Raw genomic sequence first — 20,247 nt, 5'->3', positions numbered from 1 at the left:
TCATGCAGTTTTTCGTCCCCCGCCTTCCGGTGCGCACATTGGGCGTAAGCAACTGATTACAAATGGTACTTATGCCTCTTGGCGCGACAGAAAACGCATGACGGACTTGTGCTCCCAGAGGCGCAGAATGAACACCCTAGCCCGGCGGTCGGTTGGATGCGGGTTTGGCAGCCAGTGGACGGTGCTATGGCAAGGGGTCAGCGGGGTGCCGAAAACGTTTCGGACGGGGCCAATGCCAGCCCGCCCCGGGGATACAGGCGTCAGACTTGCCGGCCGCAGGCGCGCTCCGACGGTTCCCGTCTGCGTTTGCCGACGGGGCTGCATCAGGCCCACGAAATGGGTATCCTTGTAACACCGGACCCCGCGGGCCAAACCCCTATGGCGACGCACGACCCTTCCTATAAGCTGTTGTTCTCCCATCGCAAGATGGTTTCCGACCTGCTCCGCGGCTTCGTGCACGAGGAGTGGGCGGAGCGACTGGATTTCAACACATTGGAGCGTGTGCGCGAGGTCGGCATCAGCCAGAACCTCCGCCAGCGCATCGACGATGTCATCTGGCGTCTGCGGATCATCGAGGACGGACGGGCGCGCTGGCTCTATGTCTACATCCTGTTGGAGTTTCAGTCCACCGTCGACCGCATCATGGCCGCTCGGCTCCTCACCTACATCGGCCTCCTCTACGAGGACCTGCACCGGTCGAAAGAGATCGGGCCGGATGACCCGCTCCCGCCGGTGCTCCCGATCGTGCTCTACAACGGCGCCGAGCCTTGGACCGCCAAGACCGACCTGGCGGACCTGATCGACCCGAGCCTGCCGCCGCAACTGCGCCGCTGGCAGCCCCAACTGCGCTATCTTCTCCTGGAAGAACGCCGCTACCCCGAGACCGACCTCGCGCGTCTTCCCAACGTCGTCGCCGCCTTGTTCCGCCTGGAGAATGCCCAGGCGCCGGAGAACATCCAGCGGGTCATCGCATGCCTGGTCGAATGGCTGGCCGGGGCGGAGAATGCGAGCCTGCGCCGTGCCTTCGTCGTCTGGCTCAAGCGCGTGCTGCTTCCGGCGCGCGTACCCGGCGTCGAGATACCCAATTTCAGCGAGCTAGAGGAGCTTCACGACATGCTGGCCGAACGCGTCAAGACTTGGACCCAGGAGTGGAAGGATCAGGGCAGGCAGGAGGGCGAGACTAAGGTGCTGCGTCGCCAACTCACTCGCCGCTTTGGCCCCCTCCCGTCATGGGCTGAGGAGCGCCTGGGTCAAGCCAGCGAGACCGAGCTTGAGGAGTGGGTTGATCGCGTGCTGGAGTGCCGGAGCCTGAAGGAGGTCTTTGGCGGATCGGATTGACGGAGTGGGTCGTCGGGTGCCGGGATCTACGGCAAGCTTTTTTCGTGGTACGTCCCCGATTATCCCCCGATTATCCCAGGTTCAACGGGCCGCGGGTGCGGCTAACCCCATCCTCAAGCGCTGCAAATAGGTCGGCAGTCAGTGCGCCAGGCGGAGTTGCTCCAACCATTAACCCGAGAAAGAGCACTTCTCACGCCGAGGCGCTAAGCTCGCCAAGGCTTTTCAGTACCCGATCGGTGCCCGGCGATTCACCCGGCGGGTGATTTCGATATTGACCGCATCCCGTTGTCTTTCTTGGCGAGCTTGGCGAGCTTGGCGAGCTTGGCGAGCTTGGCGCCTTGGCGTGATCAGTTGCCGGATTTTGTTTGGCGTAATAGTAGAAGGTGATCGACGTCACATCCCGAGCGTCGAGCTGACCGGATCTTCCGTGAGCAGAGGCTCGTCAACGTTCGGTCGCTCATTGGCGATCTTCGCCTCTTCGGCGCGGAATTGCACGATTAAACGAATAAGCTCCGCGGTGACCTCCCCCACCCATTTCTTTCTCTCATCAGGATTTGCAAGCTTCGCGGCATAGGCTTCGTGAAAATTCCTGAAGTTGACCCTCGGGTCCGTATGCCTCCAGGCAAATGCCCAGCCGTTCCCAGGTATCCCCTTCCACTCGGTGAGCCACGCGATAACATCCTGCAGCCACGGATGCAATCTTGTGACCTCTTGCGCATATGGGCCTCGCACGTATTCGCCTCTTTCGTTCCTTTTTGCCGCAGTGAATCCGTAGCACAGGTTGTGATCAACTGAGAGGTGGAGGTGAACACTATAATCATCGTAATCGGCTACCTTATACTCGATCCCATAATTCTTCGCTCTTTTTTGTGGGGCATAGAAATTCTTGCAATAACTCGCCAGGTCCTTCTTGGTAAAAACATTATCTACAGGGTTAAAAACATAGCCTTTGAGGGAGAGCTCTTGGAGAAGGTCCTGCCACACAAGTCTTTGTACCTCGATCTTTGCTTCTGTAAGCGCGTTCTCCAGCGTCAGCGCGGACTCGAGGTGATCGCCTTCGAGCAGCAGGTTCGTTATTTCCATCTTGTGGTCCTCGGATATCGTTTGACCGGTAAGTTTCTTGACAAGGGAGATGTACTGAATGAGCGACTCCCGCAAATGGGGTATTTGGTAAGACGCTTGCGCGCATCTTTCCAACCAATTCAGAATATCTCGGGAGTAGGAAATAGGCTCAATCTCTGTTCGGGGGACGTTTCCCCGGCTTTCATTCGATGGTGGAGTTCCGAAAAGGGTTAAATAGAGAAGTCGTCGTTTGCCCTGCGGGTATCTGGACTTGAGAAACTCGTAATAACGCTGAAGTTGCTTTGGTGGGTCCGGTGCGTAAATCTTGTTCTCGATAACCAGGCCACTGCATTTCCCTCGCATCAGGATATCAATCCGGCCGTGCGTTCCAGACACTTCGCGTTGAACGACAGGGAATGCTTGGTGTGACTGCTGTGGCCCGTCGAGGGTTTCAAAGAAAAGGATTTGAAAAAGATCTCCCAATTTGTGCGAACCTCTCGGGTCCAACAATTCAGCAATAAAGTTCGAGTGCAGTCTAACTTCGTCGGCATCGGCGCGTAAGACAGCGAAGATATTAAACGACGTCTTGGCCGCTTCCTCAATCTTCTGATACTTCAGATTGATACTGGCGACTTGCGAAAGCAACCATTCAAGGGGGTTCATTCGTCTTTCCTCGCGGTTGAGTATTTGAGTTGAATCGTCGCGCTATGGCTTATTGGAGCAGAAATCGGCAGAAATCGGGGAAGTACTACGGTTTCTGCACGGATTAGCCTGTCGATGGGTCAGGCACGGCTGGACTTAAGCCGCATCGCCGGTGTGAACCTCGATATCCACCTTGAGCTGGTCGCGCAATGCCGGAATTCCGGGGACAGTATACTTAACTCCGCGATGACGATAAGGTCCACGATTCAAGATCGCTCGCGTCCGCATCGCTCGTCTCGTCGGCATCCACGACCGCAATCCCCAGACAATCCAGGTGGTGAAGAAACGCCGCATGCCCAAGCCCGCTCAGCTCGGCGGCCGCGCCCGTCGACAAGGCCCCATCCTTGAACAGCGCCGCGGCCAGGGCGGGGCGTAGCGAGCGCTGCGCATCCATGGTCGCGGAATCCAGATGCAGGATGAGCGCGTTCGGCTCGTTCTCTTCCATGATCAACACCGGCGCATCCTGCGCCTGGCGCAATGCCCGGCGGGGATCTTTCTTGAGGTCGCGGACGTTGGTCGAATACATGGCGGTCTCGTGCGGAGGCATTCGCTCGTTGCAGGGATTCTGAACCGTGCGGATCGCTCCTGCAACGGATCTGCGGTCGCCTGGTCAGGTCTTGCAATCCAGCACCCGACTGCACCTGGAGTAAGAGCCGGCACTGGGCTTGCGCTGCCGCTTCGGCCTGTACTCGCGCTCGCATCCGATCACGATGGAACTCGCTCAAGGAACCGGAGATCGCCCCCGACCGGGCTGGGGCAGGGGAATCTCCCGAGAGCGGCACTCAGACCTGGAGCAGGTGCCGCGGCCGGATGCCGCCGAGGAGCAGGATCGCGGCGTAGACGCCGCCGCCGACGAGCAGCCACAGGCACAGTTCCAGGGCCCGCGCCCCGCCGCCCATGGCAAGCCAGTCGTCGAGCGGCCCGGCGCCCAGGGATAGGACCAGGCCCATCAGCAGGTTGGCGCCCAGGCCCTTAGCGAGCAGCGGCGCCCACCCCGGCCGGGGGCGGTAGATGCCCGCGCGCCTCAGTGCGCGCAGCAGGAGCGCGGCGTTGGCGAGCCCCGAGAGGCTGGTCGCGAGCGCCAGCCCCGTGTGCCCCAGGGGCGCCATGAGTAAGAAGGCTTCGGAATTCCGGGGACAGCCAGTAGGTCGGGTTAGGCGCGCCCTTACGCCCGTGCCATCGGCGCTGAACGCGGCGCGCGGCGTAACCCGACAGGGCGCCCTGGCTGTCGGGTTACGCTGCGCTAACCCGACCTACCCATCGACCCACCGGCTGAGCTTCGACGCAAATCACCACGAGGGTTGGTCCACCGCCGCCGCTGGGCTATAGTCTGGTCATGCGCCACCCCATCGACCCCAAGATCGACTGTGTGTTCAAGGCCCTGTTGGGGGCCGAGGCCAACCGTCGGCTGCTGATCCACTTCCTGAACGCGGTACTCGGTGCCGACCTGCCCGCTTTGGTGATCGAGGTCGAGATCCTCAATCCGTACAACGAGCGGGAGTTCCTGGACGACAAGCTCTCGGTGGTCGATGTGAAGGCCCGCGACCGGCTGGGGCGGGTCTTCTAGGTCGAGATCCAGTTGCTCGTCCTGCCGGACCTGGCGGCCCGCATCCTCTACGGCTGGAGCGACCTCTACGCCTCGCAACTGGCGAGCGGTCAGGAGTACCGGGAACTCAAGCCGACCTATTCCATCTGGCTCTTGGGTGAAACACTCAGGGTGGGTGTGCCGGAATACCGGCATTGTTTCCGGATGCGCGATGAGCAGGGCCGCCCGCTGATCGATCACGGGGGCATCTGGCTCCTGGAACTGGGCAAGTTCGCCGCCGGTCGAACCTGTACCGAGGACCTTGAGGTAGCGACCGAGCTCGAGCGTTGGCTCAGATTTTTCAACGAGGGCGAGCAGCTCGATGCGGACGCCCTGCCGGAGTGGATGCAGACCGAGGAGATGCGGCAAGCCATGAGTACCCTGACCGGCTTTTCCGAGAAAGAACGCGAGTACCACGCCTACCAGGCGCGCCAGAACTATCTGCGCCAGCAGCGCAGCATCCGCCGCCGTCTCGATGAACTCGAGGCAGCGGGCGAGCAGGCGCGGGCGGCGGCAGAGTGCGAGCGGGCCGCGAAAGAGCGAGAGCGCGCTGCGAAAGAGCAAGAACGCGCGGAAAAGGAGGCCGCCCTGCAACGCGAGGCGTCCGCCTTGGCCGAAATCGAACGGCTTAAGCGGTTGTTGGGCGCGCAACCGGGGACATCCTGAACGCACCGGTCGCGCCCGTGGGGGAAACCGGGCGGGGACACCGGGGGAAGACGCTGGTTTATCCTAGAAAGAGCAGTTTGTCCGCAAATGAACGCAAATGAACGCCAATAATCAGTAACTTGGCCTAGACTGCCAGTTCACCTCGCGGGCGATGACGGAACTGAAGCCAAACGTCGGATTAATTTGCGTTCATTTGCGGACAAATGCATTTTTCAGGTTTATTGGTCGCCGTGGTCGCCGTGGTCGCCGGGTCAGGTCTCGCAATCCAGCATCCGACTGCACCTGGGGCAAGCGCCGGAACTTGGCTTGCGCTGCCGGTTCGGCCGGTGCTCGCGCCCGCATCCGATCACGATGGATCTCGCTCACGGAACCCGAGATCGCGCCCGACCGGCCTGGAGCAGGGGCATCCCCCGAGAGCGGCGCTCAGACCTGGAGCAGGTGCCGCGGCCGGATGCCGCTGGCGAACAGGGTCGCGGCGTAGACGCCGCCGCCGCCGAGCAGCCACAGGCACAGTTCCAGGGCCCGCGCCCCGCCGCCCATGGCAAGCCAGTCGTCGAGCTGCCCGGGGCCCAGGGATAGGACCAGGCCCATCAGCAGGTTGGCGCCCAGGCCCTTGGCGAGCAGCGGCGCCCATCCCGGCCGGGGGCGGTAGATGCCCGCGCGCCTCAGTGCGCGCAGCAGGAGCGCGGCGTTGGCGAGCCCCGAGAGGCTGGTCGCGAGCGCCAGCCCCGTGTGCCCCAGGGGCGCCATGAGTAGAAGGCTTGCGACGACATTGACGGCCATGGCGATGAGGGCGATCCGCACCGGGGCCATCATCTCCTGGCGGGCATAGAAGCCGGGGGCCAGCACCTTGACGCCGATGAAGCCGATCAGGCCCGGGGCAAAGGCCATCAGGCTCTGGGCGGTCATGCGCGCGTCCTGGGCACTGAAGCCCGCACCCACCGCGCCCGTGGGCTCGCCCGCGTAAAAGAGCGTGGCGATGATCGGACCGGCCAGCACCAGGAGCCCCAGCGCGGCCGGGACCCCGAGCAACAGGAGCCAGCGCAGGCCCCAGTCCAGGGTGTCGGAGAAGGCGGCCGGGTCCTCGGCCGCGTGGCGCTGCGAGAGCCGGGGCAGGATCACGGTGCCCAGGGCGACGCCCAGGAGGCCCATGGGGAACTCCATCAGCCGGTCCGAGTAATAGAGCCAGGAGATGCTCCCGCTGACCAGGAAGGAGGCGAGGATGGTGTTGAGCAGCAGGTTGAGCTGGCCCACGGAGGCCCCGAACAGGGCCGGCCCCATGAGCCGCACGGTGCGCCGCACCCCGGGGTCGCGCAGGTCCAGCCGCGGGCGCGGCAGCAGCCCCAGGCGCGCCAGGAAGGGCAGTTGGAAGGCGAACTGCGCCGCCCCCGCGATCAGCACCCCCCAGGCCAGGGCAACGATCGGCTCGCCCATCCGCGGTGCGAGCCACAGGGCCGCGCCGATCAGGCTGAGGTTGAGCAGGACCGGGGTGAAGGCCGGGACCCCGAAGCGCTCATAGGTGTTGAGGATGCCGCCGGCCAAGGCGGTCAGCGAGATGAAGAGCACATAGGGGAAGGTGAGCCGCAGCATCGCCACGGTCAGCTCCCGCTGCCCCGGCTCATCCGCGAACCCGGGGGCGAAGAGCAGCACCAGCAGCGGGGCGGCCAGGATGCCGACCAGGGTCACCACCACCAGGACCGCCCCCAGGGCGCCCGCCATGGCGTCGACGAAGCCCTTGACCTCCGGCAGCCCGCGCCGCTGCCGATACTCGTTGAGCAGCGGCACGAAGGCCATGGAAAAGGCCCCCTCCGCGAACAGCCGGCGCATCAGGTTGGGGATCTTGAAGGCGACGAAGAAGGCGTCGGTGCCCGCGTCCGCCCCGAACACGCGGGCGATCACCAGGTCGCGCAGGAACCCCAGCAGGCGCGAGACGAAGGTCAGACTGCCCACCTTGGCGATGGATGCGGCGAGGGAAGACACGGCGGGGCTCCGCAGAAAGTGCGCGAGTATAGACGTAGGATGGGCAGAGCGAGAGCGATGCTCATCTCGAGCGACCGCGGCGGCTGTGACCCCAAAAAGAGTATTTGGCCGCAAATGAACGCAAATAAGCGCAAATAAATCTGCTGGTTAGCATCGTCGTGGGCATCGCCCGGACGGTGTACATGCAGTAAAACCCAAGTCTCTGATTATTTGCGTTAATTAGCGTTCATTTGCGGCTAAACTGTTTTCTTGTGGTAACTGTGCCTTGGCGGCGAGGTGAATCCCGGTTGACAGCGGCCCCGCGACTGTGGAAAATGCGCGGTCTTTATCCGAGCCCCCGTCGTGGGCTCTTGCCCAATGGATCCCAGGAGACCCACCCTTGGCGAACTCAGCACAAGCCGAAAAACGCGCCCGTCAGGCCGAGAAGCGTCGTCAGCAGAACGCCTCTCAGCGCAGCACCTTCCGCACCTTCGTCAAGAAGGTCGTCAAGGCCATCGAGTCGGGCGACAAGGCGGCCGCGGTCGAGGCGTACAAGAGTGCGGTGCCGCAGATCGACGGCGCCACCACCAAGGGGATCATCCACGCCAACAAGGCCGCCCGCCACAAGAGCCGGCTGAACGCCCATATCAAGGCGATGGCGTAAGGCCAATCGGTCACCCCCTGGTTCCCGCGTGCACTGTCCGCGGGACTCGGTGAAAAAAACCGGCTCAAGAGCCGGTTTTTTTGTGCCCGTCACAGGCGTCGACCCGGTATCCGATAGAGAGTGATCGAATTGGCCGGGTAGGTGCTGGTGAAGGTGACACCGCTGAGGCCCTGATCGGGCAGGCGCGTGATGCCGGTCAACCGGGCGGCGCTGTAGCGCCAGCCCTGCACGAGACCGCCGGACGTGAAGTGGCTCAGGGTCAGGGGCGCGGACAGATTGCCGGCGGTCTTGTTGATGACGACCAGGGTCAGGGCGCCGGTAGCGGCTTCCTCGGCGGCATAGATGGCCAGCCGGTCCTGGGCGCTGCTGGCGGCACTCACGCTGGTCTCGCCGAAGCGCCCGCCGCTCCCGTTATAGTTGCGGTAGATGCGAAACGCGAAGGCGAGCGGCTGGCTGGATTGGGGCGGCGCCCACAGGGTCGCGAGATCCAGTCCCTCGCGCCCGAAGATGCCCAACACGTCGGCCTGGGCCAGGGCGCCGTTGATGTGCTCGGGTGCCCCCCAGTTGTACTCGGTGATCGCAAGCTTGGTGCCGGGATAATTGGCGCTCACCCACTCGCGCATACGCGGGATCAGCTTGACGATACCGCCGTCCGGGCCGGCGGACGCGATCCAGCTCTCATCCACATAGTTCGGGTCCCACAGCGAGCGGGTGCTGTTGAGCCGCAGCGCCTGGGTGGCGGTGTTGCCGGCCGGGCTCAAGGCGACCCCGGACGCGGCCGGGTAATAGTGGAGATCCAGAAAATCCAGGATGCGCTTGCCATGGGCCAGCTCATAGGCCTTCATCTGTTGCAGATACCAGGGCACCAGGGGCGTACCGCCGTGGGCATTGCGGTCGTCCGGGGTTTGCCAATCCTGCCGCTGTCCGTCGTAAGGTGAATGCCAATAATAGGTCCAGCCCATCACCACCGGCCCCAGGGTCTGGGCCCCGGGGTCGGCCGTCTTGATGGCGGCGGCATATTGATAGGTGCGGTCGCGCAACTGGTCGTAGTTCAGGCCGGTGGGTGCCACGTCGCGGTGGGTGTCCCACCAGAGGTCCGGCTCGTTGTCCAGATCGTAATAGCGCACGCCGCTGTTGGCCGCGTTGCCGTAGCGGCTGACCAGTGCGCTCACCCAGGCCTGCGCGAAACTGGGACCGACCGCGAGGCTGGTGTCCGTCGGGTTGTTGCCCGTCACCAGGCTGCCGCCCGTCTTGACGCCGTTGCCGCAGTTGGGGCGCCATTGCCAGTCCTTGTCGGTCTGCGCGCCGTACTTGGCGATGCCGAATCCGCAGGACGCGGCGTCTTTCGCCACATAACCGATCAACGGCATGGTCAGCACCGTGGCCACCCCCTCCCGGCGATCCTGGGCGATGACACAGTTGGCGCCTGAATCGGCCGGCAGATTGACCGCGTCACTCATCCTGACATCCTCGAAATACCAGTCGGCTCCGGTGTTGCTCGCGTCGAGCTGCCAGTTGTAGCGCGACGTATTGTTGCCGCCCCAGCGCCGCACCGACACGCCCAGGCCCTTCATGAAGTCCGCGTCGGCGGTGGTCGCGCTGCTGCCGTTGATGCCGTAGATGAGCGGGCTGATGGGCTTGCGCGCCGCGGTGGCATCGACCTTCAGCGACAGCGCCGGCAAGGTCTTGCCGATCAAACGCAGGGCGTCCAGATTGTAGGTCGGTTGGATGGTGCCGGTCCAGTCCATGATCGTCAGCCGGGCGATCTGGGCGGGATTGCCCAGGGCGCTCAAGGGTACATCGATCACACTCCAGGCGTTCGGGGTGGGCGTGAACAAAAAGGCGGTGCTATTGGTGCCGTTGTCGGTCGGTTGGGTGAATAGAGACAGCTTGCCGCCGTTCGGCTTACCGTAAACGGAAAAGCGGATCGATGAGTACCCGGCGGTGCTGATCGCCGGGCTGGTGCGCAACGATAGCCCCGCCCAGCCCGCGGTATAGGTCACCGCCAGGGACGCGGCGCCGGTCGCCTTGAGCGCCGTGTCGGTAGCACGCATCGTATTCCACGACCAGTCTTGCCAACCGCCCGCCAGGGCATCCTCATAAACCATCAAATCGGCTGCGCGTGCCGCGAAGGCCGGGATCAAACTCGCAATCATCAATACTATCAGCCATTCCCGCAGATCTGGCCGTCTTGTCAGGGAGCCGTTGCAGGCCGTTGGACGCATGGTGTTTTTCCTCGTGGGCGAGGGACTTGCGGGAAGTCCCGGGCGGATGGTCAGGACCTTTGCTCAACCCCAGATCAGTCCCACCAGGTCATGACGTGCCGGTCTCAAGATCGCAAACCTGGGGGTAACGTTCTGGTATCTCTCAGTAAAGGCGATGGCCAAGGGCCGATTGGGCGCGCGTCTCGTGGCCAGCCCGTGGGGCTCAGGTAAAAAACCGGCTGACAAGCCGGTTCTTTTATGCCCGCCCGTATTATCTATCAGGGGCCTTCGCTGAACCACACCGCCAGTTTTTCCTTGACCTCCTGGAATCCCGGCCGCGCAAAGACAAAGTGACCGCCAGGGAAGATGGTTTGGTCAAAAGAGGCAAACTGTTTGGGTATCGGGGAGTTCCACTCTACGATGGAGGCCGAGGGCATGACCAGAAAATCATGTTCGCCCACCAGATTGAAGAAGTGGATATTCGTCACATCGCCGTCGAAGTGAAACGACTCTTCTTCTTTTCCGGGTTTTGGCGCAAAGGCCTGTTCCAGGATGTCCATGAAAGCGGCGAACGGCACCAGCCGGTCATCGCCAGTGAGTGCGAGTGCCTTGGAGAACGTCTCGGGCCCCGCCTCCCAGAAGTGTTGCCAGAACCCCCCGATCATCGTATTGCTGGTACTCTGCGAGATCAGCAGGTCGAGGGCATACAGGGAAATTCCGGTATGATCCAATGCCGGGCGAAACGGTTTCATGGCTTCATAGAAGCCCATGAAGCTTCTGGCCATGCCCAGGTCACGGCTGCCGAGAATGGGTGATCCGTAGTAGGCAAGCTTATGAAATTTTTTTGCGAAGTCCTTGTCTTTCTTCAGTTCGCGGTTGATGAGATATGACGTGATGAGCCCCCCGATGCAGATCGCAAACACGTTGAGATTATCCACCCCGTATTCTTCGAGCAGGGGCTTTACGGCCTTGTCATAGAGGGCGTCGGCCAGCCGGTCCAGGGTCCAGCCGCTGAGGGTGAAGAGCGATTCCTTACCCCAGTCCATCAGAAAGACATCAAAGCCCTGCCGGTTGATGAACTCGATGAAATTTTCCTTGTTGAAGCAGGTGCCGTAGGCCCTGGTCATGATTGAATAATTCAAGATGACCGGCCGCCTCTGTCGCTTGTCGGCGGCCACCTCGGTCGCGAATTTCCAGATGTTGAAATTGGCGTCCTGGTAATAGATTTTGGCTTTGGAGTTGGCGAAAAAGATAGGGTCTAGCATATCAGCCTCGATGATGCCCGATGACGGGCCGTTGTTGGATCGGTTTCGCCGGGCGTCGACACCGCCGTGCTTGGTATCAACCGCGAGCGGCAGTGCGCGCCGGCAAGTGGCACAGCGCCGTTGTCGTTGTCGTTGTCGTAATCGAGGTTATCGTAGCGCCCAGGATTCTCTCGCAAGCCGATTTGCAGCGGCTCTCCGATTACGATTACGACAACGACAACGACAACGATTGTGTTGTGTTTAACCTGTTCTTGACTCGTTACTCAGCATTCCACCAGCGTAACGCCCAGACCGCCGGTACCCATCTCCCGCAATCGCGCCGGCATGGCGCGGCCGGCCTCGGCCATCGCCGCAATGACGCGATCGAGGTCTTCCCAGTGCTGGGAGGCGATCTCGTTCTTGGCGATCAGCCAGGCGTTATAGGCCTTGATGGCGCCTCCTTGAGGGTGGCGGCGATCACCCCGGCCGGCGGTGCCTGGTAACACAGGCCCGCGGGCCGCTCGCCCAAGGCCGCGGCGGGGATGCCGCGCGCGCCGACACCCTGCGGGAGCAACAACAGGCCGCCGGCTACCGGCGCCATGGCGGACAACTTGAGAAAGTCGCGGCGGTCCATTGGATGCCTCCGGTCGCTGGGCTCGCGTCTGCACCAGATCGCGAGCGTGTTACAGATAGCTCCGACAAAGTATAGCCGCGCCTCGCCGCCCGACGAGAAGGGGGTCACAAAGGACGCATCGCAGGGCCTGCCGACCCTTGGCCGCGTACCCCAGCCGTCAGAGCAGGGTCGCGGCCCGCTCGAACGACAGCCGCGGCCCGCGGGGGTGCAAGGCGCCCGGTTCACCGTAGCCCAGGGTGATGAGGAAATTGGACCGGCAGCGCCCGTCGGGGAAGAACTCGGCGTCCACCCGGGCGTTATCGAATCCGGACATGGGCCCCACGTCGAGCCCCAGGGCGCGCGCCGCCAGGATCAGATAGGCCCCCTGCAGGGTACTGTTGCGAAAGGCCGTCATCTCGGCCCAGGGCGGGTCGGCGGCGAACATGGCCGCGACGTTCGGGGTATGGGGCCACAGCTCGGCCATCAGCTCCGGGAACCGGGTGTCATGGGCCAGGATCACCGTCACCGGGGCCTCGCGCACCTTCGCCACATTGCCCTCCATCAGGGCCGGCACCAGCCGTTCCTTGGCCGCGGCGCTCTGCAGAAAGACGAAGCGGGCCGGTGATGCGTTCATGCTCGTGGGGCCGAACCGGGTCAGGTCATAGAGTTCGCGCAGTTGCGCCTCGCTCACCGGCCGGTCCTGCCAGCGGGGATAGGTGCGGGCGGTGCGGAAGAGCTGATCGAGGGCTTGGGCGTCGAGGGGTTGGGGCATGGGTGAGTGCTCTGTCGTGGTGGTTGGCGGACAATCGGGGGCGGCCGGCGGCGGCCGCACGGCGCTGATCCATGCTAACGGTTCGCGCCTGGTCAGGAACATAATTGCGGCGCCCGCCCGAAAAAATGGGTCGCTACCCACAAAGAGCCGTGCGGACCTTGCGCTGCGGATCGGCCCGCCGGCCGACTCGAGACCCTGGTTGCCCGGCGTATCGCCGTTGATCGCGGTTCCGTCCGCCCGGCTGTTCCACATCGGCAGATCGAGGCGTTACCGCGAAAGTCGTGCAGCGACGCGGTGGGAGCGGCTTCAGCCGCGACGATGCCTCGAGCCTGACAAGCACGTCCTATTGGCCGGCTCTTGCCGTGATCAGAGCCGTCTCGCGTCGCCTGACAATTTGGCCTATGCTTGCGTGTCGGTCATTGCCTGGAGCCCTGTCCCATGCAGCCTGAACGCCACGTCCGCCTGTTTCGCAACGGACGCAATCAAGCACTTCGCATCCCGCGCGAACTCGAACTCGACGCGGACGAGGCCACTATCCGCAGGGACGGCAAGTGTCTGATGGTCGAACCGGTGAAGCGCCGGCCTGACCTCGCAAGCCTCCTTGCCGGATGGGAGCCGCTCGATGAGCCCTTCCCCGACGTGGATCAAGGTCTGGTGCCCCTGGACGACATCCGCCTCTAAGCCATGGACGGGCTGCGCTACCTCCTCGACACCAACATCCTGTCCGCGCTGATCCGCCAACCCCAAGGGCCGGTCGCCGCGATGCTCGCCCGGCGTGGTTACGGCACCGTCTGCACCAGCATCGTCGTCGCCGCGGAACTGTGCTTCGGTGCCCGCAAGCTCGGTTCCAGCGTGCTCACCCGGAAGGTCGATGAACTGCTGGCATCACTGCCCGTCCTGCCCCTGGAGGCCGGGGTCGATGAGACCTATGCCCAGTCCCGCCTTCAGTTGGAGCGAGCCGGGACGCCCATCGGACCCAACGACCTGCCGATTGCCGCACACGCACTGGACCTGGGGCTCACCCTCGTTACCGACAATGTGGACGAGTTCACGCGGGTTTCCAGATTGCGGGTGGAGAATTGGTTAGACGATCTTACCCCGGTACGCGACAGCAGGTAGCGCCGAGGCCACACAGGGAGAAACGCATGACGAAGTTGTCACCCCCCGCCGCCTACGTGGCCGAAATGATGATTGCCAAGTACGGTGATCGCCTGCATGAGCAGGCGGTATGCCTTACGACGCCGGTCCCAAAATTGGTGAGTCTCGTCACGGCCAAGCCGGGGCAGTCGCTTCGCGGATTTCTCAAAGCCTACGAGCCGCGCGTCGCCACGAGTGGCCTGTACGAACACCAGGCACAGGTCATCGCGGCCCTCAGGGCAGGGACGATCCCGAACGTGGTCATGACGACCGCGACGGGCTCGGGGAAGAGCCTGGCATTCTGGGCCTGGGTCTTTGAGATCTTGTCGCGCGACGGGGATGCCACGGCTATCGCAACCTTCCCGACCCAGGCACTCTTATGGGGCCAGGCGAATCGTTTGGCAAGGATGTCCGAGCCCACGAGCCGCGTGCGGTACGATGGGTTGGAGGGCGTCTGTTTCGCCGGGACTATCGCGCTCGGCGGTGTTGGCATTCCGTGGTCCGTATGGTACGGAACAAGCGGGTGCAATTATATGGAGGCCCATGCAAAGCATCCGGCATTTACCCAGGCGCGCATCAGGGTAAGCACGCTCGATAAGGTTCATTGGAGCTTGATGCGGGACAAAGAAGCCGATTTCCTGTCGTGCCTGACCGGTATTGTCGTGGACGAGGCGCATTCCTGGCACGGACTGGCCGGGGCCAGTGTTCGGGCCATGATCGATCGTATGCGACTCTCGATGGACATGCTCGGCAGCGATCATCCCGCCTTTTTTCTCGCATCGGCAACCTTGGCTGGGGCCGCCGCGTTTGCCGAATCCCTCACCGGTGAACCGGCCTCATCCTTTCTGGAAGTCGACGACCGGGGAGCCGCCAAGGCATCTCTCGTCCGCGCGCTGGACGTGCCGGCGTTGCTTATGGCGCCCGCTAAACCCGGGTTGCTGCGCAGGTATGTGCTCCTCATGCAGCCCGACCCCGCGCCGCTCGCCGCGCGGGAAGTGCTTGGGAACTCCGATCATCTCGGCCAAGAGGCAAACGCGCTGTGTTTCGTGCAGAGCAAATTCGTCGGCCATCGGTTACGCGAGGATCTCCACCGCGCCCTCAGTGGCAGGGACGTCATCGCTTATGACGGTGATTTGCCGCCGAAGGAGCGACGCAAGGTTGAAGACGATCTGTTCAAAGAAGACGGAAATCCAAAAATCATCGTTGGAACCAGCGCACTTGAACTGGGAGTAGACCTCCCGACGCTCGACGTGGTGCTGATGGACGATTTACCTCCGCGTCGGTCCGACCTGATTCAACGGCTTGGCCGTGTCGGCCGCTCGTCGGATCGTCCCGGACTTGCAATCCTCTGTCTCGGCTATTCACCGAGTGACGAGCGCCTGATCGAGGAGCCGCTAGCGACCTTCGCCGTCGATGAAATGAAACCGCTGCCATTGCCATTACACCTTGAAGTCGTGCGCCTGCGTGCAATGTCTGCGGCGTTTGACGAGTGGCGTTGGCGTATTAAGATGCGGCAAGCAACGTGGGACGACTTCAATGTTGCACTGGAACGCTACTTCCAGTGGGCGCCAGATATCCGTGAGTTGAAACAGCGTTGTGATGAGGTCCTAGGCGACGTTGTCGATCTCGACGATGGTGCTTGGTATTACAAAGGCTTCCGGGCCAGTGCGTAGGATGTTCAATCTGACCCAAAAAGGCGCTGAAAAGCCCATGCAAGAAGCGTGTTGCCGGGAAGGCCCGGCTGTCGGTTCTGTGCTCGGGTGGGTACGATGACGGTGCGACACTAGCTCATGCCCAGCCCTTGACAAACGGCGAACGGTTGGCCAGCCTACTGGCGCGGTGATCTGACCGCCTTGCCGGAGCGCGCACGACGTGATGAACGCATTCAAGAGCCCAGTGAGCCGTCTGGCCAACCTGTTCCAGCGGTCACGTGATGCCTGGAAGGCGAAAGCGTTGGAGCGGCAGCAGCGCCTGCGGGCCGCGGAGGTCAAGATTCGGGATCTGGAGCACAGCCGCGCGCAGTGGAAGGCGCGTGCGCTAAAGGCGGAGCGTGGGCGAACGGGCGCCGAAGAGGCCGCGGCGCCGGCGGCTGACGAACCAGTGGATGAGCCACCACAGCTTGCGCTGTCCCCGCCGGTCGGCCATCACTATTCGGTCATGGTCATGCAGTTGACCATGCGGCTGTATCTGCACGCGGGGCTTGGCAGTCGCGGCGTGGCGCGGGTCTTGAATCTGTTCGGCGCGACATTCCCGGTGGCGGCGCCAGCCCACACCACGGTGCTGAACTGGATCTATCGCTGCGGTCTCGCGATCCTCAATCGCCAACCGGAATGGCGCACGGATTGGATCTACGTCGCTGATCATACCATCGCCTTGGGGGCATCCAAGTGCCTGGTAATCCTGGGTATTCCGGTGAATGCACTGGCTCGGAGCGGTTACAGTCCGGGTCACGGCGCCATGCAGGTGCTGGCCGTGGAGATCACCACACACAGCACGGGGGCGTGGGTCGCGAACGTGCTCAGGCGCGTTGCGCAACGCACCGGTCCCCCGGTCCAGATCGTTGCCGACCACGGCAGCGACCTGCGCAAGGGCATCGCCTTGTTTCAGGAGCACGCCACTGCCTGCGTCTATACTTATGATATTTCTCATCTGATCGCGACGCTGCTCAAGGCCGAGATGGGCCGGGACGCGCGCTGGGAGTCCTTGCTGGCGCACTGTCGCAACGCCTGGTCAGCCTTGCAGCAGACCGATCTGGCCTTCTTGCTGCCGCCTCGGCAGCGCCTCAAGGCGCGTTTCATGAATCTGGATGTCCAGGTGCGGTGGGCACAACGGCTCCTCGCCTACCATGATCGCGGCGACTTCAGCGCGATCCGCGCGCAATACGTCCTGAAGTGGCCGGCATGGGAGCACCTGTGCGCGCGGTTCGGCGCCGCCCGGGCGCACCCATTGCGGGCCATCGTCGGCATTCGCTATCCCGACCGGGCGGCTTTTTGCCAGGCACTGCAGACACACTCAGACCTCGAGAGTGATACGCTCGACGATGTGTTCTGGCAGCAAGCGGACGCTGGGTACAGCCGCTTCCTTGACGGCTTTGCCTGGCTACTGTCCTACCGGGATGACCTGGTGGATTACGCGCAAATGATGGCGCAATCCAAGCTGATTCAGTCGCACCTCAAATCCAAGGGCCTCCAGCGGGGCTCCCAGGAATCACTCCAGGCCACGCTGCCACCGCAGTCAACGCTCACCCCACGCACGGCGGCCTTTACCCAACAGATGCTCGCGAAGGTGGCAGTGGAAGCCGCCAAGATCCCGACTGATAATGTCTGGCTGGCATCCTCCGATATCATCGAATCGGTCTTCGGGAAATACAAATGCTTCACCGCCAGGGGGCCACTCAAGGAGATCGGCAAGCTGCTGCTTGCGATTCCTGCCTTCATCGCCGACCTGGCGACTCCGTTGATTCGGGAGGCGATGGAATCGGTGCGTACGATTGATGTCGAGCACTGGGCGCAAGCGCATATCGGTGCGTCGATGCTGGCCCGGCGTCGGCATGCTCTCATTGATTCGTTATCAAACACTAAAACTGTATGAAGATAATTTGTGAAATAGGTCCGATATTGAACACCCTAGCCAGTGCGTCACAGGGTAAGCGCTGCTTGCGTCTCGAAAACGACTGGAAGACAGTAGTAGCGACTATCGAGGACATCGCGATTTTCCGTGATGCCCACCCGGAAGGTGTCTACCTCGGGCATCGTGGCGCCAGCTATCGCATCAAGCGATATGTCGGTAACTGGGATCTGGCCACATGGACCAGCCCGACCGGGATCGTTCTCGGTAAGTACATGAAAGGGCTAAAGTATATTGAAGTTAGCAAGGAGGAGCCGACCGTCGCGACACGCGGTCGCTGGAACGACAGTTTTAAGCTTGATGAGCCGAAGGACCTGCCAAACGACTGCGACTATCCCGCGAACAGGACACTGACGTTTGGGATTTTCACATTCATCCGGAAGTTCGACGGCTATCAGGAGATCGATCTACGCGGGCGAGCCAAGACGAAGACTGTATCGCTGGCAGAGATTGCCAGACGGTTTGTAGAGGCTATGGAGGACGGCGACGATTTTCCCTTTCTCCATAATTTCTCATATCGTACAAAGGGTTGGAAATGGGTTGTTTCCCGAGTAATTGACGCATCTGCCCGGAATACTCTGGCGCCGATTCTGGGTCCGCTCCTGCAGGGGTTTTTTTGCGATGCGGTCGAGTGCTCGCAGTGCGATCTTCAGGCTACGCTCGATGCTCAAACAGGAGAGCTTCGAGTCGTCGACGGCACCCCTGGCGGAAACGGCTTGAGCGAGGCATTGCTGACCGACGGCCGGGTCGCATCGGCATTGAAGGCTGCTGCTAAACAGGTCAAGGCTCAGGGACGCAAATCAGCCAAGTCCTTCCGGCGGTACCTCGCTGAAGAGTGTCGGATCGATTCTGAGATCGCTGCGAAGGAGATCGTCGATGCAATCGAGCACATGGCGCGCGCTTGGAACGGGTGACGTACTGGGCTTTCTGCGTGCCGATTTGAAGCGCGCCAAGTCCAGTGTCTGGATCGTTGGACCTTGGGTCGACGGTTTCTTCGCCGAATTCGTTCTCGGCATCCTTCCGAAAACCGCCGCACTGTATATCGTAACGCGTCCGCCGAGCGGTGCCACTCCTGATTTCGCAGCGCACGCGTTCGCGGCTCGCGCCTGTTTTGAGGCGCGCCCGAACACCCTCGTAAGACTGCTTCCCAAACTCCATGCAAAGGTGATCGTCATTGACGATGAAATTGGGTATTGCGGCAGCGCCAACTGGTACCGCTACAGTCTGGAGGAAAGCCGCGAGATCGTGCTCCGCGGGCCAGTTGCGAGTGCACAGGGACTTCTCGATGAGGTGCAATTGATCTGGGATCAGGCAACAAGTGGACCCGTAGCGAACGAAACAATCAAGACCACAGAGGTCGCTCGCGGCTATACGAGCGAGGTCAGCGATCCTGTGGCTGCGGCAAAACTCAAGGAGGTGCAGGGGTCGTTTGTTATCGCCCGGTCCCGGCGCCGCCGCTGAGGGGGCCCGATGCTTACTCGATCAGCTCGCCGATCCAAGTGTGAGCGGCGTCGCGGCCGCCGCGGTCAGTGGCGAGACACCGATGGCCCGAGCGAAAAGACCTAAGCAGCGCGGCTCCCCGCTCGATGATGCCCCCTCGTCTACCGCGGCGCCGACGGCGCCGGGCTTGTTCAGCGTCAGGCGCACCCAGGGGCAGCCGAACTCCTCGCGCGGGAAGGCGGCACAGCCCGTGGCCGGCGTCTCCACCAGTTTGAAGCGGCTCGCGCCGACGAACTGGGGCAGGGGAGGGGTGACGGCGTCTTAGTCCAAGGCGTCGCCGATGCGCTCAGTGGCGGCGGCGCGGGCGCAGTCGCGGCCCAGTCGGCGTGCCGAGCGCGAGGTCGCTGGTCCGCTGGTCCGCTGGTCCGCACAGCGGACCCTACGGGGCGTCGCCGCAAGGCCCCCGGTGCGGACCGGTTGCTGCCAGTCGGTACGTTGAGCGAGGCCCACCGGTAGGCGACGCCGCGGGGGGCTCTCAGGGTCCTTGACCCGGTGCGGCTTCCCGGTTCCAATGCGCGTCCATGATTATCGCCGCCGCACTCGTCGTCACCGCCTACCTGTTGGGCTCCATCTCCAGCGCCATCATCGTCTGCCGACTGATGGGGCTGCCGGACCCGCGCACCCAGGGTTCCAACAACCCGGGGGCGACCAATGTCCTGCGCATCGGCGGGAAGAAGGCGGCGGCGATCACCCTGTTCGGGGACAGCTTGAAGGGGCTGATCCCGATGCTGGTCGCGCACTTGCTGGGGGTCGGCCCCGCGGTGCTGGCGATGACCGGGCTCGCGGCCTTCATCGGGCACCTGTTCCCGGTCTTCTTCGGCTTTCGGGGCGGCAAGGGGGTGGCCACCGCCCTGGGCGTGCAGTTCGGGCTCGGGGCCGCGGTCTTCGGGTTCTGGGTGCCGGTCGGCCTGCCGGTCGCCCTGATCTGGCTCTTCGTGGCGAAAGTCCTGAAGTTCTCCTCGCTCGCCGCCCTGATCTCCATGCCCCTGGCGCCGCTCATCGTCTGGCTCATGGGCCTGCCGCCGGTGCTGATCGGGATGCAGTTGGTGATGACGGGCCTGCTGATCTGGCGGCACCGCAGCAATATCGAGAAGCTGCTCACCGGGCGCGAGGGGCGCCTGACGGGGCAGCCGGGCCCATCGGATCAGGACTGAACCTTCATCCGCGGTGCGGC

At 62.9% G+C, this 20,247-nt stretch carries 18 protein-coding genes and 1 pseudogene; 10 read left to right on the top strand and 9 right to left on the bottom strand.

Annotated elements, in window-relative coordinates; all coding sequences use genetic code 11:
* Window positions 1–378 precede the first annotated feature (378 nt).
* Window positions 379–1,338 carry an Rpn family recombination-promoting nuclease/putative transposase gene (locus THSYN_RS21095; RefSeq protein ID WP_100920858.1) on the top strand — a complete coding sequence of 320 codons (960 nt, stop codon included), beginning with the start codon at window positions 379–381 and terminating at the stop codon, window positions 1,336–1,338.
* 393 nt (window positions 1,339–1,731) lie between these two features.
* On the opposite strand, the gene THSYN_RS21090 is transcribed toward THSYN_RS21095, so the two are convergent.
* The 3 genes from THSYN_RS21090 to THSYN_RS21080 all read right to left on the bottom strand — a co-directional run bounded on the left by THSYN_RS21090 (window position 1,732) and on the right by THSYN_RS21080 (window position 4,211).
* The gene (locus THSYN_RS21090; protein WP_100920857.1) at window positions 1,732–3,063 is read right to left on the bottom strand and encodes a PDDEXK-like family protein; all 1,332 of its coding nucleotides are present in this window, start codon (window positions 3,061–3,063) and stop codon (window positions 1,732–1,734) included.
* A 214-nt stretch (window positions 3,064–3,277) separates the two neighbouring features.
* Window positions 3,278–3,628, bottom strand: coding sequence for a UPF0175 family protein (locus tag THSYN_RS21085; protein WP_157817829.1), 351 nt, complete (start codon window positions 3,626–3,628; stop codon window positions 3,278–3,280).
* Window positions 3,629–3,884: 256 nt separating this feature from the next.
* A complete protein-coding gene (locus THSYN_RS21080) occupies window positions 3,885–4,211 on the bottom strand; it encodes a lipid II flippase MurJ (protein ID WP_157817828.1) in 327 nt (108 codons plus the stop codon).
* Window positions 4,212–4,438: 227 nt separating this feature from the next.
* Here THSYN_RS21080 and THSYN_RS21075 point away from each other — a divergent pair.
* Window positions 4,439–5,353 (top strand): annotated as a pseudogene (locus THSYN_RS21075) (Rpn family recombination-promoting nuclease/putative transposase).
* 423 nt (window positions 5,354–5,776) lie between these two features.
* On the opposite strand, the gene murJ reads toward THSYN_RS21075, so the two are convergent.
* A complete protein-coding gene (gene murJ / locus THSYN_RS21070) occupies window positions 5,777–7,333 on the bottom strand; it encodes a murein biosynthesis integral membrane protein MurJ (protein ID WP_100920855.1) in 1,557 nt (518 codons plus the stop codon).
* 379 nt (window positions 7,334–7,712) lie between these two features.
* Here murJ and rpsT point away from each other — a divergent pair, with 379 nt between their 5' ends.
* Complete coding sequence (gene rpsT, locus THSYN_RS21065; RefSeq protein WP_100920854.1) at window positions 7,713–7,976, top strand: 30S ribosomal protein S20; 264 nt, start codon at window positions 7,713–7,715, stop codon at window positions 7,974–7,976.
* Window positions 7,977–8,065: 89 nt separating this feature from the next.
* Here the strand turns inward: rpsT and THSYN_RS21060 are convergent, their stop codons facing one another.
* The 4 genes from THSYN_RS21060 to THSYN_RS21040 all read right to left on the bottom strand — a co-directional run bounded on the left by THSYN_RS21060 (window position 8,066) and on the right by THSYN_RS21040 (window position 12,809).
* On the bottom strand, window positions 8,066–10,132 hold the full coding sequence (locus THSYN_RS21060) for a glycoside hydrolase family 44 protein (protein WP_236848638.1): 2,067 nt from the start codon (window positions 10,130–10,132) through the stop codon (window positions 8,066–8,068).
* A gap of 326 nt (window positions 10,133–10,458) precedes the next feature.
* Window positions 10,459–11,445: a hypothetical protein gene (locus tag THSYN_RS21055; protein WP_100920852.1), complete on the bottom strand. Its 987-nt coding sequence runs from the start codon at window positions 11,443–11,445 to the stop codon at window positions 10,459–10,461.
* Between the two features lie 406 nt (window positions 11,446–11,851).
* The gene (locus THSYN_RS21045; protein ID WP_100922527.1) at window positions 11,852–12,058 is read right to left on the bottom strand and encodes a twin-arginine translocation signal domain-containing protein; all 207 of its coding nucleotides are present in this window, start codon (window positions 12,056–12,058) and stop codon (window positions 11,852–11,854) included.
* Between the two features lie 157 nt (window positions 12,059–12,215).
* Entirely contained in the window at window positions 12,216–12,809 is a 594-nt protein-coding gene (locus tag THSYN_RS21040) for a malonic semialdehyde reductase (protein WP_100920851.1), read from the bottom strand.
* Window positions 12,810–13,247: 438 nt separating this feature from the next.
* Between THSYN_RS21040 and THSYN_RS21035 the strand changes: the two genes are divergently transcribed.
* From THSYN_RS21035 to THSYN_RS21010, 6 genes are all read left to right on the top strand, one after another.
* Window positions 13,248–13,490 (top strand): antitoxin, encoded by a 243-nt coding sequence (locus THSYN_RS21035; protein WP_100920850.1) that lies wholly within the window; start codon window positions 13,248–13,250, stop codon window positions 13,488–13,490.
* Between the two features lie 3 nt (window positions 13,491–13,493).
* A complete protein-coding gene (locus tag THSYN_RS21030) occupies window positions 13,494–13,928 on the top strand; it encodes a type II toxin-antitoxin system VapC family toxin (RefSeq protein WP_100920849.1) in 435 nt (144 codons plus the stop codon).
* 26 nt (window positions 13,929–13,954) lie between these two features.
* Window positions 13,955–15,619, top strand: a complete 1,665-nt coding sequence (locus THSYN_RS21025) for a helicase-related protein (protein WP_100920848.1) — start codon at window positions 13,955–13,957, stop codon at window positions 15,617–15,619.
* A 202-nt stretch (window positions 15,620–15,821) separates the two neighbouring features.
* Window positions 15,822–17,537, top strand: a complete 1,716-nt coding sequence (locus tag THSYN_RS21020; protein ID WP_100918684.1) for a hypothetical protein — start codon at window positions 15,822–15,824, stop codon at window positions 17,535–17,537.
* Window positions 17,538–17,602: 65 nt separating this feature from the next.
* A complete protein-coding gene (locus tag THSYN_RS21015) occupies window positions 17,603–18,487 on the top strand; it encodes a hypothetical protein (RefSeq protein WP_157817827.1) in 885 nt (294 codons plus the stop codon).
* Window positions 18,450–19,034, top strand: coding sequence for a phospholipase D-like domain-containing protein (locus THSYN_RS21010; protein WP_100920846.1), 585 nt, complete (start codon window positions 18,450–18,452; stop codon window positions 19,032–19,034). The genes THSYN_RS21015 and THSYN_RS21010 overlap by 38 nt, the downstream gene beginning before the upstream one ends.
* Before the next feature lie 21 nt (window positions 19,035–19,055).
* Here the strand turns inward: THSYN_RS21010 and THSYN_RS35450 are convergent, their stop codons facing one another.
* Window positions 19,056–19,280: a tunnelling fold family protein gene (locus THSYN_RS35450; protein WP_216644600.1), complete on the bottom strand. Its 225-nt coding sequence runs from the start codon at window positions 19,278–19,280 to the stop codon at window positions 19,056–19,058.
* A 314-nt stretch (window positions 19,281–19,594) separates the two neighbouring features.
* Between THSYN_RS35450 and plsY the strand changes: the two genes are divergently transcribed.
* Window positions 19,595–20,227, top strand: coding sequence for a glycerol-3-phosphate 1-O-acyltransferase PlsY (plsY, locus tag THSYN_RS21000; RefSeq protein WP_100920845.1), 633 nt, complete (start codon window positions 19,595–19,597; stop codon window positions 20,225–20,227).
* Window positions 20,228–20,247 lie beyond the last annotated feature (20 nt).

Source organism: Candidatus Thiodictyon syntrophicum, from assembly GCF_002813775.1.
GTDB classification, from domain to species: Bacteria; Pseudomonadota; Gammaproteobacteria; order Chromatiales; family Chromatiaceae; genus Thiodictyon; species Thiodictyon syntrophicum.
This window is presented reverse-complemented; position numbering and strand designations above follow the sequence as displayed.